We start from the raw sequence: 21640 nt of genomic DNA, 5'->3' as shown, positions 1-21640 counted from the left end.
ATTGCTGTGACCGTCCAACTGATCATGAAATGGTGCGTGGTCGCAGACTTGCAGGGTGCGGTGCGTGCTCCGGTTCGGGCCGCCGCCTCCGCGACGACCCGAAGGACGTGCCTCATGAGCGAACGAGTCATCACCCCGCGCAGCCGCGGTTTCCTCTTCCTCGACTCCCATCCGGCCGGCTGCGCCCGCCTGGTGCAGGAGATGTGGCAGGCCGTCCCCGCGCCCAGCGAGGTTCCGGGCGACGCACCGGTGGCGCTCATCGTCGGCTCCTCGGCCGGCTACGGGCTGGCCGCGACGATCGCCGGCCTCGCCCGGGTGGGCATCCGCGGCATCAGCGTCTGCTTCGAGAAGGGCCCCACCGAACGGCGTACCGCCACGGCCGGCTGGTACCGCACCGCCGCCACCGCCGAACTCGCCCGCCAACACGGCCACGAGATGGTCTTCCTCAACGGCGACGCCTTCTCCGACGCGATGAAGGACCAGGTCGCCGAGGTGCTCCGGGAGCGTTTCGGCCGCCTGGACCATCTGATCTACTCGGTCGCCGCACCGCGCCGCACCGACCCGGACACCGGTGCCACCTACGCCTCCGCCCTCAAGCCCATCGGCGAGGCGTACCGCACCAAGACCCTCGCCTTCGACAGCGACGGGACGCCGGAGGTCAAGGAGGTGGAGACGGCGCCGGCCACGGATGACGACATCGAGCAGACCGTCGCCGTGATGGGCGGCGCGGACTGGGAGCGGTGGATCGACCACCTCGCCGAGCGTGAGCTGCTCGCCGACGGATTCAGCACCGCCGCCCTGTCGTACATCGGCTCGCCGCTGACGGACGGGATCTACCGGCAGGGCACCATCGGCGCCGCGAAGTGCCACCTCGAAGCGACCGCCCGTACGCTCAACGAGCGCCTGGAGAAGCTGGTCGGCGGCCGCGCGGTGACCTCCGTGAACGGGGCCGCGGTCACCCAGTCCTCCACCGCCATCCCCGGGATCGCGCTCTATGTGGGCCTGCTGCGCGGTGTCCTCGGCGATGCGATGGTGCCGCCGATCGCCCAGCTGACCAGCCTGTGGGACCAGCTCACCGATGCCCGGCCGCTCGACGTCGACGACGACGGCCGGGTCCGTCTCGACTCCTGGGAGCTCAACAGCGCGGTCCAGGCCGCCGTCACCGAGCGGTGGGACACGGCCACCACCGAGAGCATCACCCGCCTCGCCGACCTCGACTGGTTCCACGCCGAGGTCCAGCGGCTCTACGGCTTCGCGGTACCGGGAATCGACTACTCGGCCCCGACCACCACCCAGGTCCCCTGGCCGGACGCCGTCTCCTGACCCCCGGAAGGAATGCCGGTCGAACGCCCGAGAGTTGGGAAAAACAACGGAAGTGAGGGGGCGTCACCGGGCGTGCTCGGACGATTCCGTCTCCGCCGGATTGTCGCGTAACTCTGCGATTCAGGCGGGCTGTTGACGGTGTGATGGATTCGGCTGACTGCGACACAGCGCATTTAGCTGTCGATTACACGTCAAGGAATGTGAACGACGGCTCAGCGCCGGCCCCACCACATTCCGACTGCGCCGACCATGACACCCTCACCGACCGGGCTCACGGAGAATTGCGCGGCAGACGGTTCGCTTTCAGGCCGTGGCTCTTGAGTCACGGCCTGAGCGGCCACCGTCCGGGGCGCTCAGGCGGGAGATGACCGCCGTCACGGTTTTACCGGCCGACTTGCTGTGGACCTCTACGGATGTCGCGAGGCGACACACCATCGACCAGCCGAAACCGCCGCCCTCTCCGGTGACGTCCGGCGTACGGGGGCGCGGAAGAACGGGGCTGGAGTCGCCCACGGCGATCACGACCGACTCCGGGTCGGCCGTCAGCCGCAAGGTGCAGAGCTTGCCTCCCGCATGACGTACGGCGTTGGTGACCAGTTCGGAGACGACCAGGATCACCGCGTCCCTGGCATCCCTTTCCAGGGAGGGTTCCAGGCGCTCCAGGAACGTGGCCGCAATGTGCCGGGCGGGACCGACAACTTCGGAATAGCAGTCCAGTTCAAGCTCCAGCACCGGCGACGCCGTGACCGTGCGCGGAGCCTCGGCGGTGCTCATGATAAAGCTCACCTCGTATCGCATCGACTTACCTTCAGGCCGGAAAGCGTGCCCCCTCCCCGAAGTGTCAACCACACATTTCCGAGTTCGGACGAAAATGTTTGCTCTTCGCAACCTCGGAATGATCGAACCCCGGCCTGCCCGAACCGACACGGGGCACGCGGAGCGCCGCGGAACACCGCACCGGACCGGAAGTCGCACGGTGAGCTCGGTGACCGCCACGGCCATCAGGTCTTCCCTACGATTCCGGCACCGGAAATGATCAGTGCGGCAGCATCAGAAGAAGGGGAACCACAGTTGTCAACCTCAAGACAATCGCGTGCCCGTATCCGCTGCCGCCAATCGGAAATCACCCCCGGTTTGCCGCACGATCCGGTGGGTAAAAGGGACTGCGCTCCTTCCGCTGCACGACCCGCCGCGCGGCAGATCTCATGACGGCCAACGGCCCCGGACCCGCCTCCCCGTGCGAGGAGCACAGCCCCGGACACCTGCCCTGGCACGAGCGCCAGCGCCCCCAGCCAGAACGGCCGGCCGAGCAGCTGGGCCAGCGCCTCACCGCCGAAGAGCCCGATGAGCGCGTCCCAGGCCCCGGAGGAGAGCCACTGCATGATGCCGGGCAGGGCCACCCCGCACCCGAAGGCGAGCCGGGAGAGCGGCAGCTGACCGGTTCCGGTATGGCTGCCCCATGTGCCCAGGTATGCGGCCGGGACCGCGCCGACGACCGTGCCGAGCACCATGGCGGTGAAGGCCGTCCAGAAGTCCAGCCCCGGCGAGACGCCCACCGTGCCGGAGAACACTCCGGTCATGGTGAGGTTGGGGGCGAACCACACGGCGAAAAGCCGGGCATTCTTCCCTTAACGGTTACTTTCGGGCACCGGCCCGCCCGTCGGGGCCCCCTGGCGCGGCACCGCCACCGTTGCCGCTACCGTACGGGGGCCACACGGCGGCCATGCCGGGGTCACGGGGGGCCCGCGCAGGCGGGTCACGGATAGGAGACCACCGTGGACGGCACCGTCGACGTGCCCGAGGTGGGAGCGCCGAGGTCGTTGATCACGTGCTCGTACTGCCCCTTGCCGCCCAGCGAGACCACCAGCAGATGGTGGAGCTGCACGCCCGGTTTGCCGGGAGCCCGGAAACCGTGGTCCTGACGGATGGTGGGGTCCACGTTGTAGTAGCAGTAGCTGCCCAGGCCCCACCCTTCGTGGGTGGTCACACCATCAGCGATCTTGTACGCGGCGTACCCCTTGGTGTCGCCGTTCTGTATCGCGGCCTGATTGGGCGCGTCGTAGGCCTTCTCGTTCTGGAAGAAGACCGTCCGCCCCCGTTCGCCGCGCCACTCCACGTCGTACTTGTTGAAGTGCTCGACGAAGAGCCCCGTTGCCAGGACGTCGTCCCCGTTGACACGGACCCCGTAGTCGGCCCGGTTCGTCTCCCAGCCCACACCGTCCCCGTGGTCGGCCCGCCAGACCCAGGTGTGGTCGATGACGGTGTGGTTGCTGTTGATCACCATGCTGGTGGTCGCCTTGCCGGGGCCCGCCCCGCCGATCCGTATGAACACGTCCTGCACCGTGGTCGGATTGGCGGCGTGGTCGGCGGACGCGCCCTCGGGGCCGACCTCCAGCAGCGTGACGGAGTTGACCGGACCGGCATCGATCAGGAACCCGGCGAGCCGCACACCGTCGACATCGGCGACCTTCATGGCCGTCGCACCGTTGTCGGGAACGAGGGTCGGGTACCCCAGCCCCAGAACCACGGTGTTCGCGCGCCGCACCTCGACCGGCCGGTCGAGGTGGTAAATCCCGGGCGTGAGCAGCAGGTTGAGGCCCTGGGCCAGCGCCGCGTTGAGAGTCGCCACGTCGGCACCGGGCTTGGCCACATAGAACCGGTCGAGCGGCAGGGACTCGCCCCTTGGTGTGCCACTCCCCCAGGTGGTGCCGCGGGCATTGACGCGCTTCTCCGGAAGAAAGACCTTGTAGTCGGCGCCGTCGAGATAGAGGAAGGGCTTCTCGCGGGAGACCGGGGTGGTGTCGAGGGTGGTGTACGGCGGATCCGGGAAGCTCTGTGCCGGGGCTCCCTCGACGCCGGAGAACACCATGTTCCACACGCCGTTGTTCCAGCCGCCCACCGCGCTGTCACGGGTGTACCACTGCTGCTGCGAGTAGGGGCCCACGGTGCCGTCGATGCGGCTGTCGGCGATATAGCCGCCACTGGCCCAGCCGTAGCCGTCCGGCGCCAGATTCAGTCCGCCCTTGACGTGCATCCGCCGGAACGGAGCCGCCTGTGCCACGGCCCAGCGGTTGGTGCCGCTGACCGGATGGAGCGTGAGGTTCTCCGCCGAGCGCCAGAAGTTCTGGGTCGCGTTGCCGTTGAACCAGCCGGCGTCGACGGTGACATCGCCGTGGAACGTCGTGTCACCGGGCGACAGTCCGAGCCCCGCGATCGAGGTGTAGAAGCCGATCTGAGCGTTCAGCCCGCGGTACGTACCCGGTTTGAAGAGGAGCGCGAAGCGCCCCTCGCCGAACTGCGCCGACTCCTGCCGCTGGAAGATCTCGTCGAGGGTGCCCTGAATGTCGGGTGTGGCGGGGTCGAACACCAGCACATTCGGACCCAGGTCGCCGCCGCCCGGCAGCGCGGCGGCGGGCGCTGCGGACGCCCGGGCGGGAAGGGCCGACAGACTCACGGCGGGCACGGCAGCCGCCATCGCGGCCAGGACTCTGCGGCGTGCGGGCCTCGGTGTGCGGGGCGCCGGGTCGCCGGTGGGGGGTATGGGCATAGCGGCTCTCCTGATTCAGGAAGTGAACGATTGAAGTTCATGGGAGCGCTCTCTTGCCCGATGCATGTTCACCATGTGTGGACGGTGCGTCAAGGGTTCTGCCGGAAAACCACAGCGCGAACTGATCGATCGTCAACTTCCCGACTGTCGCAGAGCAGTTGAAGCCATCAGGCCGCAAGTCTTACCCAGCCGCGAAGGTTCACCTGTTGAAGCCCGCCACCCAGGCACTGAAGACGGGCGCCCGGCCGGCGAAGGCGCGGGAGCCCTCCGCACACCTCCGCACCCGGGCAAAGAAGGCGGCTGGGGCGCACCGACGTGCGAAGGGCAGTGCGCCGCAGCCTTTCCCCGCCATCGGGACGGGTTCTCCGCCGACGGTAGAGCCGCTCGCAGCACCGCGCCATGCGGGGACGCCGAACGGGGCGCGCGGGGGAGCAATCCGCAGGGAGAAAACCGGATTCAGCCGCTCCGGAGTGGTCGCGACTGCCGGCCTCAGCCCAACGCCCGGTCGAGGTTGAATGCGGCGCTGATGAGGGCCAGGTGGGTGAAGGCCTGGGGGAAGTTGCCAATCTGTTCGCCGGTGCGGCCGATTTCTTCCGCGTACAGGCCGAGGTGATTTCCGTAGGTGAGCATCTTCTCGAAGGCGAGCCGGGCTTCATCCACCCGGCCGGCGCGGGACAGCGCCTCGACGTACCAGAACGAGCAGATCGAGAAGGTGCCTTCCTCACCGCGCAGCCCGTCCGGGCTGCTGCGGGGGTCATAGCGGTAGAGCAGGGAGTCGGACACCAGCTCCTCGCCCAATGCGTCCAGAGTGGACAGCCATTTCGGGTCCGTGGGGGAGATGAACTTGGCCAGCGGCATCATCAGAACCGAGGCGTCGAGAACGTCATCGCCCTCGTGCTGAACGAACGCCTGCCGTTTGCCGGACCAGCCCCGGTCCATGATCCGCCGGTAGATGGTGTCCCTGGCCTTTCCCCAGCGGACCATGTCCGCCGGCAGCCCCCGGTGAGCGGCGATCCGCATCGCCCGTTCCACCGCCACCCAGCACATCAACTGCGAGTACAGGAAGTTCTGGGTCTTGCCGCGGGTTTCCCAAATGCCTTCGTCCGGCTGGTCCCAGTTGTCACAGACCCAGTCCACCAGCATGCCGATGGTGTCCCAGTGCTCGCTGGACAGCGGCTCCCCCCATTTGTCATAGAGGTAGAGGGAGTCGATAAGTGCCCCATAGATGTCCAGTTGGAGCTGGTTGACGGCGTCGTTGCCGACCCGGACGGGGCTTGAGCCCAAGTGACCCTCCAGATGGAGGAGTTCTTCCTCGGGCAGCTCGCTGCGGCCGTCGATGCCGTACATGATCTGCAACGGGCCCTTGGGGCATTCCGTGAGGCAGACGTTCTGGGACAGGAAGTGCACAAAGGCCTTGGCCTCGTCGGTGAAGCCCAGTCTGAGCAGCGCGTAGATGCAGAACGCGGCGTCTCTCACCCACGCATAGCGATAGTCCCAATTCCGCTCGCCACCGATCTGTTCGGGCAGGCTGGTCGTGGGCGCGGCCACGATGGCGCCGGTCGGGGCGTAGGTGAGGAGCTTGAGGGTGAGCGCGGAGCGGTGCACCATTTCCCGCCAGCGCCCTCGATAGCGGGAGTGCGACAGCCAGCCGCGCCAATACCGCACCGTGGCGCCGAACAGATCCTCCGCCTCCGACAGCGGACAGGCCCGTGGCTCCACCCCGTCACCGATCCGGTCCAGGGCGAACACCGCGGCACTCCCCTCGTCCAGTGTGAAAGCGCAGCAGGCGTCCGGACCATCGATCTCGACCGGAACACTGGACGACAGCGCCAGCGAAAGCCCCGGCGAATCAAACACGATCTGACCCTGCTGGGAGCTCACGGTGTGCACGCTCCGCCCGTAATCGAAGCGCGGAGCGACCCGGGCGATGAACGGCAGCGACCCGCGCACACACAGCACCCGGCGGATCAGCCGGTGCCGGTCCGCCTCCCGGGAGTCATCGACGATCGGCATGAAGTCCTGGACCTCACCGACCCCGTTGTCCGCGAAGAACCGGGTGATCAGGATGTTGGTGTCGGGAAAATAGAACTGCTTCGTCCGGGCGGGAACATCCGCGGCCAGCTGAAAGGCGCCACCGCGATCGGCATCCAGGAGCGCCCCGAATACGCTGGGTGCGTCGAATCGCGCACAGCAATACCAGTCGATGGTGCCATTGGTACCGACGAGCGCAGCGGTACGCATATCGCCGATCATGCCGTGCTCGGCGATGGGCGTATAACGGAGTTCATCCGCCTTGCTGGGACGAAGACTCACACCGGCTGTCATATGCCCTCCCCGGCATTGGGGAGCAGGTGCAGTGCCTTCAGATTACCTCCCGGGGCCACTACGTCCCCGTTGTGGCGGACGGGGCACGACCGCCACCGCCCCCAGCTCCACACGGTGCGATTCAGTCACTCACCGTGACGCAATTCGCCCCGGCTACCCGACGACGATCGGGGTACCGGGCCCTGCCCGCCGGTGTCACCGGCTCCGGCGCTCCGCCATCGCCTGAGCTGCCCAGCCCAGCAGCCCCGGCGGACAGACACTGGGCAAGAACCCGTTGCACCGGGCCATGACGGAAGTCGCTTCAACCGGTCACAGACCGGCGACGTCCCTGGCACCCTTCAGCACGGAATCGAGCGCGTCCACCACGGCGTCGTGCCGCCTCGTACGCGCCGCCCGGTCCGCCGGCACCAGCCGCGCGGCGGCCTGCACGGCGCAGGCGTCCGGGTCACCGAAGGCGGTCCGCGGGTGCTCTCCCGTATCCGCACAGTGCGCCGTGACATCCTTGACCGCCTGGAGCACGACTGCCCGGTCCACGCCCGGCTGCATGGCCAGCCGTACCTGGAAACGCGCCATCCACTTTTCGCGGTCCTTCTCCGTCGCCGCGTCCGTCGTCTGGTCCTTCTTCGCCACGTGCTCTCCCGGGTGATCGGCAGCCGTCCGTCAGGGAGTTGGACGCCGGGTCATCGAAGTGGGTTGCGCAAGCGAGAGTCTGACTGAGTTTCAGCGCGAGACCCAGCGTCGTCCCGTCCCCCGACCAGCCGGACACGATCTCCGGCACACCGACGCCGTGCCGGCGGAGTTCGGGACGCGCGGTGCGGCGCGTCCCGAATGACGCGTCACTGGCCAACGGGCCGTCAGAAGTCGTACGGCTTCTTGGTGCTCCAGTTCAGCACGTCGGCCTCGTTCCAGCTGAACTGCGGCTTCTCGCCCTTGAGGTGGACGGAGTAGAAGGGGCCGTTGTGACCGTCCGTGCCGCGCAGCGCGAGGGCGAACGACTGTGCCGTGTGGTTCTTCGAGCCGTAGTCGAAGAGGTTGACCGCGCTGTATGCCTTGCCGCCGGGCTGGAGCATGAGGTGCTTGCCGCCGCCCGGGTTGTCCTTCTTCGCGTGCGGCAGTGCGGTGCCGTCGACGTCGCCGAGCTTCACGGTCGGGTACGAGGTGACCCAGCAGGGCTTGGTGCCCGCGTTCGACGCGGTGACCAGCAGGTGGTCGCCCTGCTGCCCGGCGAACCGGTGCACCGCGGTGAGCTGCACCTCGTCGCCGCGACACTGTTGGGCGCCGGCCGTGGTGCCCCTGTTCGCCCCCTCGTCCGTCCCGCCCGAGGCGGTCGTCGAGCGCGCGCCCTCCTTGGTGTCACCGCCGCCCTTGCCCTCCCCGTTGATCGCGGACCGGCTCTGCGCGGTACCGGCGGCGTCGTCGCCGCCCGCCGCCTTCGAGCTGCCGTCGGCGCCGCCGCAGGCGGTCAGGCCCAGCGCCAGCGCGGCGGTGACGGCGGCCAGGGTGGCGGTACGAATCCGGGAAGTGCGCATGATCGGGTTCCCCCTGCGTTTCGTGCGGGAGTCTTTGGTCGTTCCCGCGGTGTGGCCACCACTTTTCCCGGGGCCGCTGACGTTCCGGAAACGCCTCACTCACGTCCCGCAAACACACCGCGCGAACGGGTGAGGCCGAGCCGCGGGCGGCCTGGAGTTCCTCACCGTGGATCTGGCGCCCGCACGCGGCCCCGCACGTGATGCTTGCGGAGCGAGGCAGGCGGGACTTTGAAGACCCTAGAACTCCATCTCGACATAATCGATATCGGTGAACTCCACCTGGAGCCCGGCCGCCCGTCGGCCGCGGTCCTTGAAATAGATCTCCTGAAGGCCTTCCGCGGCGATGTTCTGGAGCTGTTGTTCCGATGCTCCGGCGGCTTGGGCGTCGAAGAGGCGGGCTGCGTACGCCGGTGGCAGATGCTGGGTGATGAGACGGATACGGCCGTCGTCGGTGGTGCCCGGTGCGGCGGTGAAACCGAAGCGGGCGCGGGTCTCGATGACGATGCCGCCTGTGCTGGCCGCCTGCTTCTTGGCCCGGTCGCGGACCCTGGGCTGCCAGTCCTTGGTGACCTCGGCGACGAGTCGCGCAGCCAGCTCCTTGCGGGGCCGCTTGATCTGGTCCTTCAGGTAACGCTCCACCGTGCGCTGGGAGATGCCGAGTCGTTGCGCCACCGCTTTGGTGGAGCCCTTCTCGCGCTTCACCAGGAACCGCATCTGCGCACCGGCGGATTTCGGAATCGGGCGCGTGGCGGTATTCGCCGCGGCCTTGTCCAGGCTGTCGCCGAGGATGCCCATCGCGTCTGCCTACTCTCCGCCTGCGGCGGCGTCGCTGCCCTTGATGTGCCGAGCCGGGTTGATCTGCTCGTCCTCGATCATCGACGCCACCCACAGGAAGTCCTGGGTGCCTTCGTGCTTGACCATGCCCGGGGAGACGCCGAGCCGGAACCCACCCGGCAGCGGCTTGCCCTCTTCCGTACGGGGGAGGAAGTCGAGCGGACCGGCGCCGTGCGAGAGGTAGACGGCGCAATCCGACAGTACGGCGACCGGGAAGACGCCGGCCGACGCGAGCTTCCGCATTTTGCGGTGCATGTTGGTACGGGCCTTGCCGATGAGCTCCGCCCGGATGTGCGGGCTCCAGGTCGGCCGCTCCAGAGCAGGCCACCGCTCACCGTATTTGTAGCCGATGCCCTGCGGCCGCTCACGGAGCTTGCCGATGCCGCCCTTGACGGACGACTTGATGGCGGACAGCACAGCGGCCTGTCCTGGATCGAGATCCTTGTGGCGGGCCATGGCGGCGAGGAAGTCGTCATCCGGCATACCGGCGGTGACGCCGAGATCCGCCATGGTGGCCATGTACGCATCACGCAGCCGGGTGTACCAGGCGTCCAGGTAGGCGCCGTGCTCGTACCGGACGTATGCCTCGATCGGCTGCACCGTCGCACCGAGTTCCACCGCGTAGGCGACGGTCGAGGTCGCGTACCAGGCCGGGCCCGTAGGGCGGGTGCCCTTAGGGGTGAAGGGCGACGGGAGCCGTGGATCCAGGTCGAGGTGGGAGAGGTCCACCAGCCAGGAGCCGGGCAGCTTGGCGTCGAACGCCGGGGAGCTGACGTGGGTGGCCGGGCCGGTCCCGACATTGAGGCGGTTCGCGGCGGCGGCGAAGGCCATATTGACGTCGATGCCGACCCCGTGGGAGTAGCCCCGGGCACACTCCTCGTCGGTGAGCGGCCGGAACCAGTCGTACGCCTCCTCGTCCAGGGCCTGGTCCGGGGTGCGTTCGTGGTGGCGCGGGTAACGGGAGGCGACGACCGGATGCTCGCCGGGCGCCTCGGGGGGCGCGGGGTCGACCGGCTCGGTCAGGGCGCCCGGGTTCGGGCCGGACACCCATGAGCCGGTGGCCTCGTCCCTGACGGCGCGGGTCGGCGGGCGCAGAGCCGTCATCAGCTCCAGGCCGCAGACCGCGGTCGAGCCGCGCGGGGTGATGACCCGGGTCGCGTAGGAGCCGAGTACGCGCGCGAGTTCCGCCGGCGGCAGCTGGTCCGAGTCCCCCCAGGAGCGCGCATCCAGCGCGCCCCAGGGAAGGATCGCGAACTGCACACACTGCCGCTCCCCGCCCTGCGCCGGACGGTAGATGCGCGGCCAGGGTCCGAAACCACGGCGTGTGAGCCGCCACTTCGCGCGCCCGAGGTGCCTGACGACCGGGTGGTCCTCGGGCAGTCGCAGACCGCGCCGGTCCTCCAACTCGCGGGGCAGTCCCAGACGTTCGGCGGCTTCGGCGGTGATGACGATGAGCGGATCGGCGTCCTTGCCATGGCGGTGGAGGCGCGTCGCGCCCAGCTTCGCCTCGTTCAGCGTCCATTCGACCAGGGCCGGGAAGGTCGCGGCTGGGCAGTCGAGGACCAGACCGTCGACGCAGTACGCCGAGCCGTCGCCGTCCAGTACGGCGAGCGGGCCGTGGACGAACCGGGGATCGGCTGCGGGCGGGGGCGGGGCCGGAGCGGTGGCCCGCTTGTTCGTCGCGGCCTTCTTCGCGGGCGGACGGCGGGACGCGGACAAGGATGAGGATGAGGAGGTGGGTCCGGTGCGCGCCGCCCTGGTGGGGGCAGGGACGGGGGCGGGATCGGTGGCAGCGCCGGGTGCCGAAGGCGGGGCCACGGCCGGGGCCGGTGGCGACGGTGGTGTGGCGGCAGGGCCATGGCAGGCCTCAGGCGCGGCAGCGGGCGCCGTGTTGCCCTGGCTCCCCTGGGTGGGGAAGCGTTCGGCCAGGCCCTCCAGGAGCCGGATGTAGGCGGCGCGCTTCGGTGGCCGCGGTTCGGTCCGGCCCAACTCCCAGCTGGTGATGGTCTCGCGCCGTACAGAAAGGGCCTTGGCGACCTGATCCTGGCTCAGGCCACCGGCCTCCCGCAGCCGCTTGCGCTCGGCCGGCTCGGGCAATGCGTCCTGCGCGGCAGCCTGCGCGAGCAGCGCATCGACCGATGCGAACAGCTCATCCTGATCGTTGGGCACAGAGAACACCTCCACCCCCACCCTATCCGAAACGCACCCCGAAACGATGATCAAACGCACGGCGGATCGCACGCGGGCAGGCCTTCCTCACGTCTCCCCCGGAGTTCTTCTGTCCCGCCGCGATCGCAGCTACGACGGAATATCGCGCGGTACTCCCGCGGCCGCCGACCTGTGTGCCGGGCGAAGAGGGCGCTGAACGCTCCGGGGTCGCGGTACCCGACGTCGGCGGCGATGCTCGCGACGGTCTTGTCAGTCGTCTCCAGCAGGTGCCTGGCCCGCCGCACCCGGGCCGTCTGAAGGTAGCCGAGTGGCGTCTCGCCGGCTTCGCCGCCGAAGCGACGGAGCATGGTTCTCGTGCTGACGTGGAACTCCTGGGCGAGGGTGGGCAGGTCATAGCGCGCGCTGAGGTTCTGGTCAAGCCACCGTTTGACGCTGAGCGAGAACTCCCTGCCCACCGTGGGTATGAGCGCCGAATCGACATAGGGAGCCTGTGTGGAGCGCGCGTCATCGACCAGCGCGATACGCGCGGTACTACGGGCGACGCGGGGGCCGTCGTGCGCACGGATGAATTGCAGCGCGAAGTCGTACATGGCGCTGAAGGCCGCGGTGGTCGTCACTCCCCGGTCGGTCACGACCAGGCTGTCCGGGCGGAGGCGCACATCGGCGTATCGGCGGGCGAAGCGATCCGCGAACAACCAGGACGTGGTCGCTTCGCGCCCGTCGAGCAGCCCGGCTTCGGCGATCAGGAAGGCGCCCACGCAGATCGATACGACAGCTGTCCCCGAGGCCGCCTGGGACCGGATCGACGCTGCTTCCGGTCCCAAGTCGGCCAGTGTCGCGTCGAGATCGAGCGTGGGCGAGAGCTCGAAGCCCGGCACGATCAGGACGTCCACCGGGCGCATCGCCGAGACGTCGAGGACCGAGCCGCCGGACGCGATCACCCGCCGCCGGGGCGAGAGGACCGACGCCTCGTAGGCCGGCTGAACCGCCCCGTGCGCCGCGGCGATGTGCGTGGCCATCGCCAGCAGGTCGGGGACTCCGAACACCTCCGACGCGAAGCAGCCGGGGTAGGCCAGCACACCCACTCGCAGCGGACTCATGCGGCCCTCCGGCGCCTTGGAACGGGTGGCGATATTACCGGGATACGTGGCGATGCCGCCGCTTCTCAGGAGGGGCGGCCACTCCTCATGCTCTCGGTCATGACAAACATGCGAGGCCAGAGCGACCCCTTGGACGACTTCGTCCGGAGAACCGTCAGCGTCGAGGACGCCGAGAAGACCGTGTACGTTTCCGGGTCGGGACCGGCGGTCGTTCTCATGCCCGAGATGCCGGGTATCAGCCCCGACGTCGCGCGGTTCGCACGGTGGGTCCGTACGGCCGGCTTCTCCGTCTACCTGCCCTCTCTTTTCGGCGTCGACGGTGCGTATCCACTCGCCGAGGCACGCGAGACCGTCGTGCGACGCGCCTGCGTCAGCGCCGAGTTCCGAGCGTTCGCCGGTGGCGGCACCAGTCCCGTCGTCACCTGGCTGCGCGGCCTCGCGCGCTTGGCGCACGCCGAGTGCGGCGGGCCCGGCGTCGGCGCCGTCGGTCTGTGCTTCACCGGCAACTTCGCCTTGACCATGGCGCTCGAACCCGCCGTCATCGCACCGGTCGTCAACCATCCGTCGCTTCCGCTCGACGACCCCGGCGGTCTGGAGATCAGCGACGAAGACGCGACTGCCGTGGCGGAACGTGTGGCGCGAGACGGATTGCGGGTGCTCGCCTACCGCTTCGAGAACGACAGGTGGTGCACCGGCCAACGATTCGCGGCCTACCGCGCGCTGCTCGGGGACGCCTTCGACGGTCGGGTGCTCGAAGCCGGGACGGCGAACACGAACCCGCCGCCCTTCTTCCGTGACGTCGTCGGCTGCGCCCACAGCGTCGTCACCGCGCACCTCGTCGACCAGGAAGGTCACCCCACCATGCAGGCCCGGGACGAGATCATCGCCTTCCTGGCGGAGCGGCTCCGGACGCGGCCGGAATGAGCCCTGAGCGCGCTCCGGTAGCCGGCGCCTCCGCGAGCCGGCCCCTCCCCTAGGGGGTGTCTCCCCCTAGGGGACCGCCTCAGCCGCTCGCGCTCCCCGTTCGGCGCGGCGCTGCACCAGCAGACTTCCCAGCGCGGTGCGCCGGTGCAGGACCGCCCGGCCCGCGCGGGCCGTGGTGATCAGGCCCGCGCCGCGCAGTGCGGCGGTGTGGGCGGAGGCAGTGGCGTTGCTGACGTTCAGCCGCCGGGCGAGTTCGCTGGTGGTGTGCTCGTCCGCGAGGAGAAGCAGGATGTCGAAGCGGGTGCGTCCCAGTACGCCGGCCAGCGCCTCGTCCGTCCCGACCGCCCCGGCCGGCGAGAGCGGCAGCCCCTGGCCGGCCGGATAGGTCACGGCCACGGGGCGGTCGGGCAGGTCGGAGATGAGCGGGTGGCCGGTCCAGTGGAAGGTGGGCAGCAGGAGTACGCCGCGACCGCGCAGCTCGATGTCGTGCTCGTAGGGCGCCGCGAAGTGCCAGACGTTCTCCCGCAGCCGGGCGCCCGGGACGAGTTCGGTGAGTGCCGCGCCGATGCCGTGCTCGGCGACCGCCAGCGCATGGCGGGTGAACTCCGCCTGGTGGAGGTCCTGCACCACGGGCCATACCGGGCGCAGGGCCGTATCGAACGCCGCATGCTGCGCGCGGCGGAGGAGGTGCCAGGCGGCGCCGTCCCCACGGTGCAGATCGCGGAGCCACAGCGGAGCCGGGGCCGGTTGCCGGGCGTAGACCCGCTCGATTTCGGCGCGGACCAGCTCCGGGGGTGAAGCTCGGACGGTGTCCAGTCCGTCCTTCAGGGTGTCGCTGAAAACGTCGAGGAAGGCGGGGGCGATCGCGGCGGGGACCAGGTCACCGAACGGCTGGACGGCGGGCGGCAGGGACTGGAGCAACCGCCGTCGCCAGCGGCCGAACAGCAACTCGTCGCCCGGCGTGCACATCTTCATGAGCGCCACGTTCAGCTCTTGCAGCGGGGCCGGCCGGGGTGCGAACCGGACCTGGGCGAAGTCGGCCGCCGTGAAATGGATCCGGATCACTACTCTCCCCGGCGGCGGACCGCCATCGTTTAGGGCAGGGCCTGAAGGATGGTCTGCCCTGCCCCCTCGCTGCCAACATCCAGGCCACGCCCCTCCATTCACTCAGGGGTCGCCGGAAGGCACAAGGACCGAGATCACAGAGGCGCAAGGGGAGAGTCATGTTCCACAAGAACGGCAACGATGGGGAGCGAGCGGGCGGCAGGTCTGCACTGGAGCGCGGCCGTGAGGCGGCCGTGTCCGGCGGCGGGGAGAAGGCAGGAGTGGACCGTCGGACCCTCACCAAATCAGCCGCGCTGGCCGCCACGATGCTGCTCGCGAGCGGCGGGATCGCGCAGGCGGAGCCCGGGAAGGCCCCCGGCGCGAAGGACCTCACTCTCCGCTTGCCGGCGCCGACCGGACCGCACCGGATCGGGGTCACCACGCTGTATCTGGTCGATCGCACCAGGCGCGACCCGTGGGAGCCGCTCCCCGTCCGGGAAGTGATGGCGACGGTGTTCTATCCGGCCCGCACCGTGCGCGGTTACCCGGTCGCACCGCAGATGTCCAGGGGCGCCGCGGAACGTCTGCCCTTCATCGACCTGCTCTTCCATGAGGGGCTGCCGGCGAAAGGCGTCAACTGGGCGGCCACCAAAACCCATGCGCATACGGGCGCGCCCGCACAGGACGTGCGACGGCCGGTGCTGCTGTACAGCCCGGGAGGCGGCGACCCGCGCACCCTCGGCACGGGTATCGCCGAAGAACTGGCCGGGCGCGGCTACGTGGTGGTGACCATCGACCACCCCGGGGACGGCAGCGAGGTCGAGTTTCCGCACGCGCGGGCGGGGAGAAAGAAGGTCCGGGAGACGGTTTTCCGGGGGAACCCGCGGACGGACCCGAAGATATTCCGTACCGCGATCGACACCCGGATTGCCGACACCCGGTTCGTGCTGAACCAGCTGGAGGCGCTGGCCGCCGGACGGAATCCGGACGCGGAGGGCCGTCCGCTGCCGGAGCACCTCGGTCGTGCGCTCGACCTGCGGCGGGTGGGCATCTACGGCCACTCGGCCGGTGGCACCACCGCGGCCGAGGCGATGTACGAGGACCGGCGCCTCCAGGCCGCAATCAACCTGGAAGGCTTTCTGGATCACCCCCCGGCGTCCCCCGGCCAGGAAGGAAAGCTCTTTCCGATCGCCCAATACGGCACGGACCGGCCGCTGCTCCTCCTGGGAACCGATGGCTTCCCCTACAAGAAGGAGCTGGAGCGTTCCTGGTCGGCGATGCTCGCTCACCGGCACGGCTGCACCACCCGTCGGCAGCTCGACCACGCCGCGCACGCCGTGTTCAACGACTACGCCGCCATAGCGCCCCAGTTGCAGGCCGCCGGGCTGATGTCCGCCGCCCACCGGATCAAGCTGGTCGGCGCGATCGATCCGGCCGTTTCGGTCCCCCTGGTCCGCAACCACGTGGTCTCGTTCTTCGCCCGGCATCTGCCGACATGCTGAGTGGCGGGGCCTGGCCGGTGGCCCGCATACTCGGGGGCTTGTCAGACCGCCGAGCCCCGCGGGCCCGTCGGCCGGGCCCTGGCTCCGGCCCGGCCACGGTTCAGCTACGCGGAGCCATGAGTTCCGCGCCCAGCCGTCACCTCATGTGCTCTTGACGGTATGCCAGACATTCCGCCCCGGCCTCTCGCCATACGCTCCCCGGCCGTAGGACCATGGCACGCTCACCTCGCACACGTCTCTCGTTCCGTAGCCGGCCCTCGGGAGGACCCGGATCATGAGCAGACCGAACGCTGTACGCGGCCGCCTCACCCTGCTGCTCACCCCGCTGCTGCTCGGGCTGTCGTTCCCCCTCGCCCCGGCGGCGCCGGCGCACGCCGCGCACATCGCGCACGGCCCCGGGCACGGGTCACGCCGCACCGCCGAGGCGGCCGACACGTACTGGACTCCGCAGCGGATGCGGGCAGCGCGACCGGCCGCCGCGAGAAAGGACACAGAGACGCCGCGCCCGACGCCGGCCGACACCCCGCCGAGCCACCCCTTCGACGGCCTCCCCCAGGTGGGGACGTTCTTCTGGACGGACGGCAGCAACACCGGCCGGTTCTGCGGCGGCACGGTCGTCCGCAGTCCGCACCGCGACCTGGTGGTCAGCGCCGCCCACTGTCTGCGCTCCCCCGACCCGAAGCGACATCTGTCGTTCGTCCCGCAGTACCACGACGGGCTGAAACCGCATGGGATCTACCCCATCGAGCGCATCTACCTCGACCAGCGGTATTACGACCTCGGCACGGACGCGGGCGCACGCTGGGACTATGCCGTCGTGCGGCTCGGCGCACGGGAGGACGGCGCCGAGGTGGAGGAGGTGACCGGCGGCTTCGACCTCCTGCCGTACCCGGGCTATGCCCACCGGACCGTACGGCTCATCGGCTACCCCGGCAACAAGGACACCACCCACCCCAAACCGCTCGACTGCACCTCCTCCACACACCGATACACCAGCACCGATCCAGCAGCCCCCGGCCATTTCCTGGAAATTGCCTGTGCGGGCTATATCGGCGGCACCTCCGGCGGTCCATTCCTGGTGCGGAATGTCACCGGTTACGCCCTGATCGGCGTCATCGGCGGCTATCACACGGGCGGCGACTTCCCGGACGTCTCCTACAGCTCATACTTCACGCTCGACACCCTGGCGCTCTATCTGCACGCCGTCCATGGCGATCCCCCGGCCACACCACGCCAGAACGTCGCATCGCACTGATCACGGCCGCCGGCATATCCGGGGCATGGTGTTCGCTCCTGTTAATGTCGGCGATGGCGGAAGGCCGGTTGCCCGCCAGGCCGCAGTGGAAGGTGACGCCCCTTGGTGCCGTCGTTTCTCGTATCCGTACTGAATCGCCTCTTCCGTAATGAGGCCTGGCGCCGGCTGCACGCACAAGCGGCGATCTGGGTCACCGTGGTCATGACCGCGGTACTCCTTGCGGGTGCCGCTCTGGTCGTGGTCGCCGAATCCGGTGCGCCACACGCCAATATCACGTCTTATCCGAAGGCGTTGTGGTGGTCGATCGAGACTGCGACGACCGTGGGTTACGGGGATTTCTATCCCGTCACACTGTGGGGTCGCGTCATCGCTTCCCTGCTGATGCTCAGCGCCATTACGGCATTCGGGGTCATCACCGCGGCCCTCGCCACCTGGTTCGTCGGCCACGCGGAGCAGGACATGGTCCGCCTGGGCAAGGCGGTGGGGAACCATGCGCGCGAGGACGCGGAGGCGCTGCGTTCGGAGCTGCACACGCTGCACGAGCGCTTCGATCACGTCGAGAGTCTGATCCGGGACAAGGGGACGCACTCCGCCTCCTGAGCCAGGGCGGCGCGGCCCTCGGGGCAGCTTCGCGTATCTGGGGAGCCCGGCAGATCCCTGTTCGTGCACTTCGCCGCGCGTCTAAAGTACTCACCGTGATCGATTCCGCTGACGTCCGCCGTATCGCCCTCTCCCTGCCCGAGACAGTGGAGAAGGAAGCCTGGGAGATGCCCACCTTCCGGGTCGCCGGGAAGATGTTCATCACGATCCCCGACGATGAGACGTCATTCGCCGTGCGATGCCCCATTCACGAGCGCAAGGAGCTGATCGCAGCGGAACCGGAAAAGTTCTGGGTACCACCGCACGAGGCGAGCTCCCATTGGGTGAGAGTGCGCCTGGCCGCGCTCGATGACCTCACCGAACTACGGGACATCCTCGTGGATTCCTGGAAACAAGCGGCCCCGACGCGGCTGGTGGACACTTTCCCGGGGAACGACTGATCCGTCCAGCGCTGATCCGCCGATTACTGCCGTCTGCCACCAGCTGCTGCCGTTGCTCACCGAGCAGACCGCGGTCAGCGACGGCGCAGATCGCTCCAGTCCAGCGCCTGTGACGCGGTCAGCTGGGAACGCTCGGCGGCCTCACGGGCTTCGGCGAGGATATCTCCGTGCTCCTCGACGAGCTCTTCGTAGATCGGCGTGGGGCTGGAGGTGTGCGTGGAGGTCGTCATGTCTCGTCCCGTTCCCTAGTGATTCCTTGTGCTGCGGCTTGGTAGGTTCTCGCCGCCCTGGGAAGAAGGGAGCACCACGGTGGAAAACGCGGTGCGCAAAGGGAGGTTGTCCCCACACGTGTGCCGCTCCCCCGTGCGGCGCTGGACATCGTGTCATGTGCGCGGCGAGCACGCAAAAGATCATCCCAGAGCCTGAGACCCCGGCCTGAGGCCCCCATGCCACCGCGCGAGGCGCGCTGCATTTCGGGCGCGCGCGTTCGAACCCGACGCCATGGCCGTGTCCACCGACCATCGTCCGGTCGACCGCTAGGGTGAGCCGACCAGTGGGTGAACTCTGAGCGACGGCCAAGGGTCTACGGCATGAGTGGCGTCCTACGGCTGCCCACGGGCACCCCGGCCGACAACTCCTGCGGGCCGCTCCGAACCCCCGGGAGCCCAGCCTGACCGACGCACTCGACGAGGTTCTCCTGATGCCCCTGCCGCTACCTCGCTTCGGCGCGATTCTGCTCACCATGAATGACCGGCCGGAGGACTTCCCCCGTGCCCTGGACTCGCTGCTGGCCCAGCAGGGCGTCGAGCTGGAGATCGTGGTGGTCGGCAACGGCGTGGTGCCCGAGCAGGTGCCCGACGGCATCAGGACCGTCAGCCTCGGGGAGAACGTCGGCATCCCGGAGTGTCCATCACCCGGCAACCGACCCGGCTCGCCACAGCCGCTACTACCGGCTGGTCGCCCGCAACCGGGTATGGCTCGCCATAAGACTCCTGCCGCTGCCGCTCATCCCCGTCTACCTCGCCACCTGGATCCTGCTGAGTCTCGTCCGCATCCACTCCCCCAAGGCCCTCCGCACGTGGTTCAGCGGCCTCCGGGAGGGACTGACGGGCGGCTGGGGGACCAGAACTCCCTTGCGGTGGCGCACCGTTGTCCGTCTGACGCGCGCCGGCCGGCCACCTGTCGTGTAGCCGGCGGGCATGGCGAGTACCAGCAGCAGCAACCAAGCACCCAACGGGAAGGCCGTGGATGTCGGGCTATCGCGAGATCAAGTTCCGGGCTGTTACGTCGTTCCAGAGAAGAATCGGCAATCCGATTCTCTCCCGGCTTCCGCAGCAGACTCTTCTGGAGACGACCGGGCGCAAGTCCGGATTGCCCCGGCGGACACCCATCGGTGGACGCCGTATCGGGCGGGCCTTCTGGTTCGTTTCGGAGTACGGCGAGAAGTCACAGTACGTACGGAACATTCAGGCGCATCCGCAGGTCCGGGTCCGGATCAAGGGGCGATGGCATGCCGGTATCGCCCATCCGATCCCGGAGGACGACGCCCGCGCGCGGCTCAAAACCTTGCCCCGGCTGAACAGCACGGCGGTCCGGGCGGTGGGGACGAATTTGCTGACGTTCCGGGTCGATCTCAACGACTGACCGCGCTGGTCGCCGGGCACTGCACGTCGGGCCAAGGTTCCGCAGCAACGCCGGTGCGGCCGGTGGGGGTTGGGGCTGCCCCCGTCGTACCGGCCGCCCGACCGCCTCGGCGTCGATGAGTGCCGGGTAGTGCGACGCCGCGCCGACCGGTGCGCCGGTCCTCGTACGCACCGGTCCCGGCGAGCTCTGCCAAGGACTGCACCGGCCGGCCGACGGTGATCTGGGCGGGGCGGTCATGACGGGTTCTCCAGGTGATGCGGGTTGGCGGCGGTGCCTTCGGTGCTGAGCAGGACGAGGGTTGAGGCGGGGCCGAGGGACAGGGAGGCGCGGCGGGTGGGAGCGCCGTCGCCGGTGAGGGCGGCGCGGACACCGGCCAGCGAGGCGGCGCCGCACGGGCCGGAGGGGACACCGAGGGCGGCGAGGTCGTCGGCGGCGCGTGCGCCGGCGGCGTCGGTGACGGCGATGGCGGCATCCAGGCCGTCGCGGAGGTAGGGCCAGGCGAGGGTGGAGGGGGTGCCGCAGTTCAAGCCGGCCATAGTGGTCTCGCCGGTCGTGACCGTGACCGGCGTCTGGCGGGTGAGGCTCGTCAGGACGCCGGCTGCGCTGTCGGGCTCGACCGACAGCAGAGCCGCCGGGTTCGCGCCGGCCGGGCCGCTCCGGTAATGGGTGACGGCGGCCTGGGCGAGTGAGCCCACGCCCACCGGTATGGCGACGAGATCGGGCGATCCGGCGTCCAGTGCGGCCAGTTGGGCGTCGATCTCGGCGAACAGGGTCGCGTAGCCCTCGACGATCCAGCCGGGAATCCGCTCATAGCCGGGCCAGGCGGTGTCCTGAATGAGGATCGCGGCCGGGGTGGCGGCGACCTCGGCGGCCGCTCGCCGTACCGCCTCGTCGTAGTTGCCGGAGACTTCGGTGATCCGCGCCTCTTCGGCCGCGATGGCTGCCACGGCGGCCGGGTGGACCCCGTGCGGGACGAAGACGTGGGCGCGCTGCCCGAGCAGGCGGGCCATACGGGCCACGGCCCGACCGTGGTTGCCGTCGGTGGCGGTGACGAGCGTGACCGGGCCGTCGGCTTCCTGACTGCCGGTTTCCCGAGTGCCCGCCCGTTCGGCGAGGGTCCGGTGGACGGCCCAGGACGCCCCCAGCGCCTTGAACGCGGGCAGGCCCAAACGACACGACTCGTCTTTGACGAAGACCCGGCCGACGTTCAATTCGGCCGCCAGGGAGGGCAGTTCGGTGAGCGGCGTGGGGGTGTAGCCGGGGAGCGCGGCATGGAAGCCGAGCACGTCGGCAGGGGCGGGCGGGCAGGTCCAGGTACGGGCGGCGGGGTGCGCGAACCAGGAGGGTGCGGGGAGGGAGGCAAGATTTTCAGACACCTGAGCAGCCTGCGGCCCTTCCCATTGC

Annotated in this window: 18 protein-coding genes and 2 pseudogenes; 8 read left to right on the top strand and 12 right to left on the bottom strand. The window is 69.3% G+C overall.

Annotated features, from left to right (window positions below; translation table 11 throughout):
- Positions 1–114: 114 nt before the first annotated feature.
- Complete coding sequence (fabV, locus tag TU31_RS12075; protein ID WP_042153209.1) at positions 115–1323, top strand: enoyl-[acyl-carrier-protein] reductase FabV; 1209 nt, start codon at positions 115–117, stop codon at positions 1321–1323.
- Positions 1324–1626: 303 nt separating this feature from the next.
- Here fabV and TU31_RS12070 read toward each other — a convergent pair whose 3' ends face one another.
- The 9 genes and pseudogenes from TU31_RS12070 to TU31_RS12030 all read right to left on the bottom strand — a co-directional run bounded on the left by TU31_RS12070 (position 1627) and on the right by TU31_RS12030 (position 12827).
- Positions 1627–2097 (bottom strand): ATP-binding protein, encoded by a 471-nt coding sequence (locus TU31_RS12070; RefSeq protein ID WP_052718906.1) that lies wholly within the window; start codon positions 2095–2097, stop codon positions 1627–1629.
- 470 nt (positions 2098–2567) lie between these two features.
- Positions 2568–3011: pseudogene (locus tag TU31_RS39660) on the bottom strand (cytosine permease); the annotation flags it as partial.
- 68 nt (positions 3012–3079) lie between these two features.
- On the bottom strand, positions 3080–4870 hold the full coding sequence (locus TU31_RS12060; protein WP_042153205.1) for a pectate lyase-like domain-containing protein: 1791 nt from the start codon (positions 4868–4870) through the stop codon (positions 3080–3082).
- 489 nt (positions 4871–5359) lie between these two features.
- Positions 5360–7195, bottom strand: a complete 1836-nt coding sequence (locus tag TU31_RS12055) for a glycoside hydrolase family 15 protein (protein ID WP_042153203.1) — start codon at positions 7193–7195, stop codon at positions 5360–5362.
- 309 nt (positions 7196–7504) lie between these two features.
- Positions 7505–7825 (bottom strand): hypothetical protein, encoded by a 321-nt coding sequence (locus TU31_RS12050; RefSeq protein WP_042153201.1) that lies wholly within the window; start codon positions 7823–7825, stop codon positions 7505–7507.
- Between the two features lie 224 nt (positions 7826–8049).
- Positions 8050–8724, bottom strand: a complete 675-nt coding sequence (locus TU31_RS12045) for a DUF4232 domain-containing protein (RefSeq protein WP_042153197.1) — start codon at positions 8722–8724, stop codon at positions 8050–8052.
- Between the two features lie 237 nt (positions 8725–8961).
- Positions 8962–9519 (bottom strand): telomere-protecting terminal protein Tpg, encoded by a 558-nt coding sequence (gene tpg / locus TU31_RS12040; protein ID WP_042153195.1) that lies wholly within the window; start codon positions 9517–9519, stop codon positions 8962–8964.
- A gap of 9 nt (positions 9520–9528) precedes the next feature.
- Complete coding sequence (gene tap / locus TU31_RS12035) at positions 9529–11727, bottom strand: telomere-associated protein Tap (protein ID WP_042153863.1); 2199 nt, start codon at positions 11725–11727, stop codon at positions 9529–9531.
- Between the two features lie 50 nt (positions 11728–11777).
- Entirely contained in the window at positions 11778–12827 is a 1050-nt protein-coding gene (locus tag TU31_RS12030) for a GlxA family transcriptional regulator (protein WP_042153193.1), read from the bottom strand.
- A 99-nt stretch (positions 12828–12926) separates the two neighbouring features.
- On the opposite strand from TU31_RS12030, the gene TU31_RS12025 reads away from it, so the two are divergent.
- Entirely contained in the window at positions 12927–13751 is an 825-nt protein-coding gene (locus tag TU31_RS12025; protein ID WP_245698505.1) for a dienelactone hydrolase family protein, read from the top strand.
- Between the two features lie 66 nt (positions 13752–13817).
- On the opposite strand, the gene TU31_RS12020 is transcribed toward TU31_RS12025, so the two are convergent.
- Entirely contained in the window at positions 13818–14816 is a 999-nt protein-coding gene (locus tag TU31_RS12020) for an ArsR/SmtB family transcription factor (protein WP_042153191.1), read from the bottom strand.
- Between the two features lie 158 nt (positions 14817–14974).
- Here TU31_RS12020 and TU31_RS12015 point away from each other — a divergent pair, with 158 nt between their 5' ends.
- From TU31_RS12015 to TU31_RS12000, 4 genes are all read left to right on the top strand, one after another.
- Positions 14975–16297 carry an alpha/beta hydrolase gene (locus TU31_RS12015; RefSeq protein ID WP_078885718.1) on the top strand — a complete coding sequence of 441 codons (1323 nt, stop codon included), beginning with the start codon at positions 14975–14977 and terminating at the stop codon, positions 16295–16297.
- A gap of 274 nt (positions 16298–16571) precedes the next feature.
- Positions 16572–17552 (top strand): trypsin-like serine peptidase, encoded by a 981-nt coding sequence (locus tag TU31_RS12010; RefSeq protein WP_078885717.1) that lies wholly within the window; start codon positions 16572–16574, stop codon positions 17550–17552.
- 102 nt (positions 17553–17654) lie between these two features.
- Positions 17655–18152, top strand: coding sequence for a potassium channel family protein (locus tag TU31_RS12005; RefSeq protein ID WP_042153189.1), 498 nt, complete (start codon positions 17655–17657; stop codon positions 18150–18152).
- 95 nt (positions 18153–18247) lie between these two features.
- The gene (locus tag TU31_RS12000; RefSeq protein ID WP_042153186.1) at positions 18248–18592 is read left to right on the top strand and encodes an MmcQ/YjbR family DNA-binding protein; all 345 of its coding nucleotides are present in this window, start codon (positions 18248–18250) and stop codon (positions 18590–18592) included.
- 74 nt (positions 18593–18666) lie between these two features.
- On the opposite strand, the gene TU31_RS39105 is transcribed toward TU31_RS12000, so the two are convergent.
- Positions 18667–18822: a hypothetical protein gene (locus tag TU31_RS39105; protein ID WP_167536036.1), complete on the bottom strand. Its 156-nt coding sequence runs from the start codon at positions 18820–18822 to the stop codon at positions 18667–18669.
- A gap of 470 nt (positions 18823–19292) precedes the next feature.
- Here TU31_RS39105 and TU31_RS39655 point away from each other — a divergent pair.
- A pseudogene (locus TU31_RS39655) lies at positions 19293–19782 on the top strand (glycosyltransferase family 2 protein).
- A 58-nt stretch (positions 19783–19840) separates the two neighbouring features.
- The gene (locus TU31_RS11995; RefSeq protein WP_042153184.1) at positions 19841–20236 is read left to right on the top strand and encodes a nitroreductase/quinone reductase family protein; all 396 of its coding nucleotides are present in this window, start codon (positions 19841–19843) and stop codon (positions 20234–20236) included.
- Positions 20237–20469: 233 nt separating this feature from the next.
- Here TU31_RS11995 and TU31_RS11990 read toward each other — a convergent pair whose 3' ends face one another.
- Entirely contained in the window at positions 20470–21612 is a 1143-nt protein-coding gene (locus TU31_RS11990) for a diaminopropionate ammonia-lyase (RefSeq protein WP_042153181.1), read from the bottom strand.
- Between the last annotated feature and the right edge of the window lie 28 nt (positions 21613–21640).

Source organism: Streptomyces lydicamycinicus (assembly GCF_000829715.2).
Taxonomy (GTDB): Bacteria; Actinomycetota; Actinomycetes; order Streptomycetales; family Streptomycetaceae; genus Streptomyces; species Streptomyces lydicamycinicus.
This window is presented reverse-complemented; position numbering and strand designations above follow the sequence as displayed.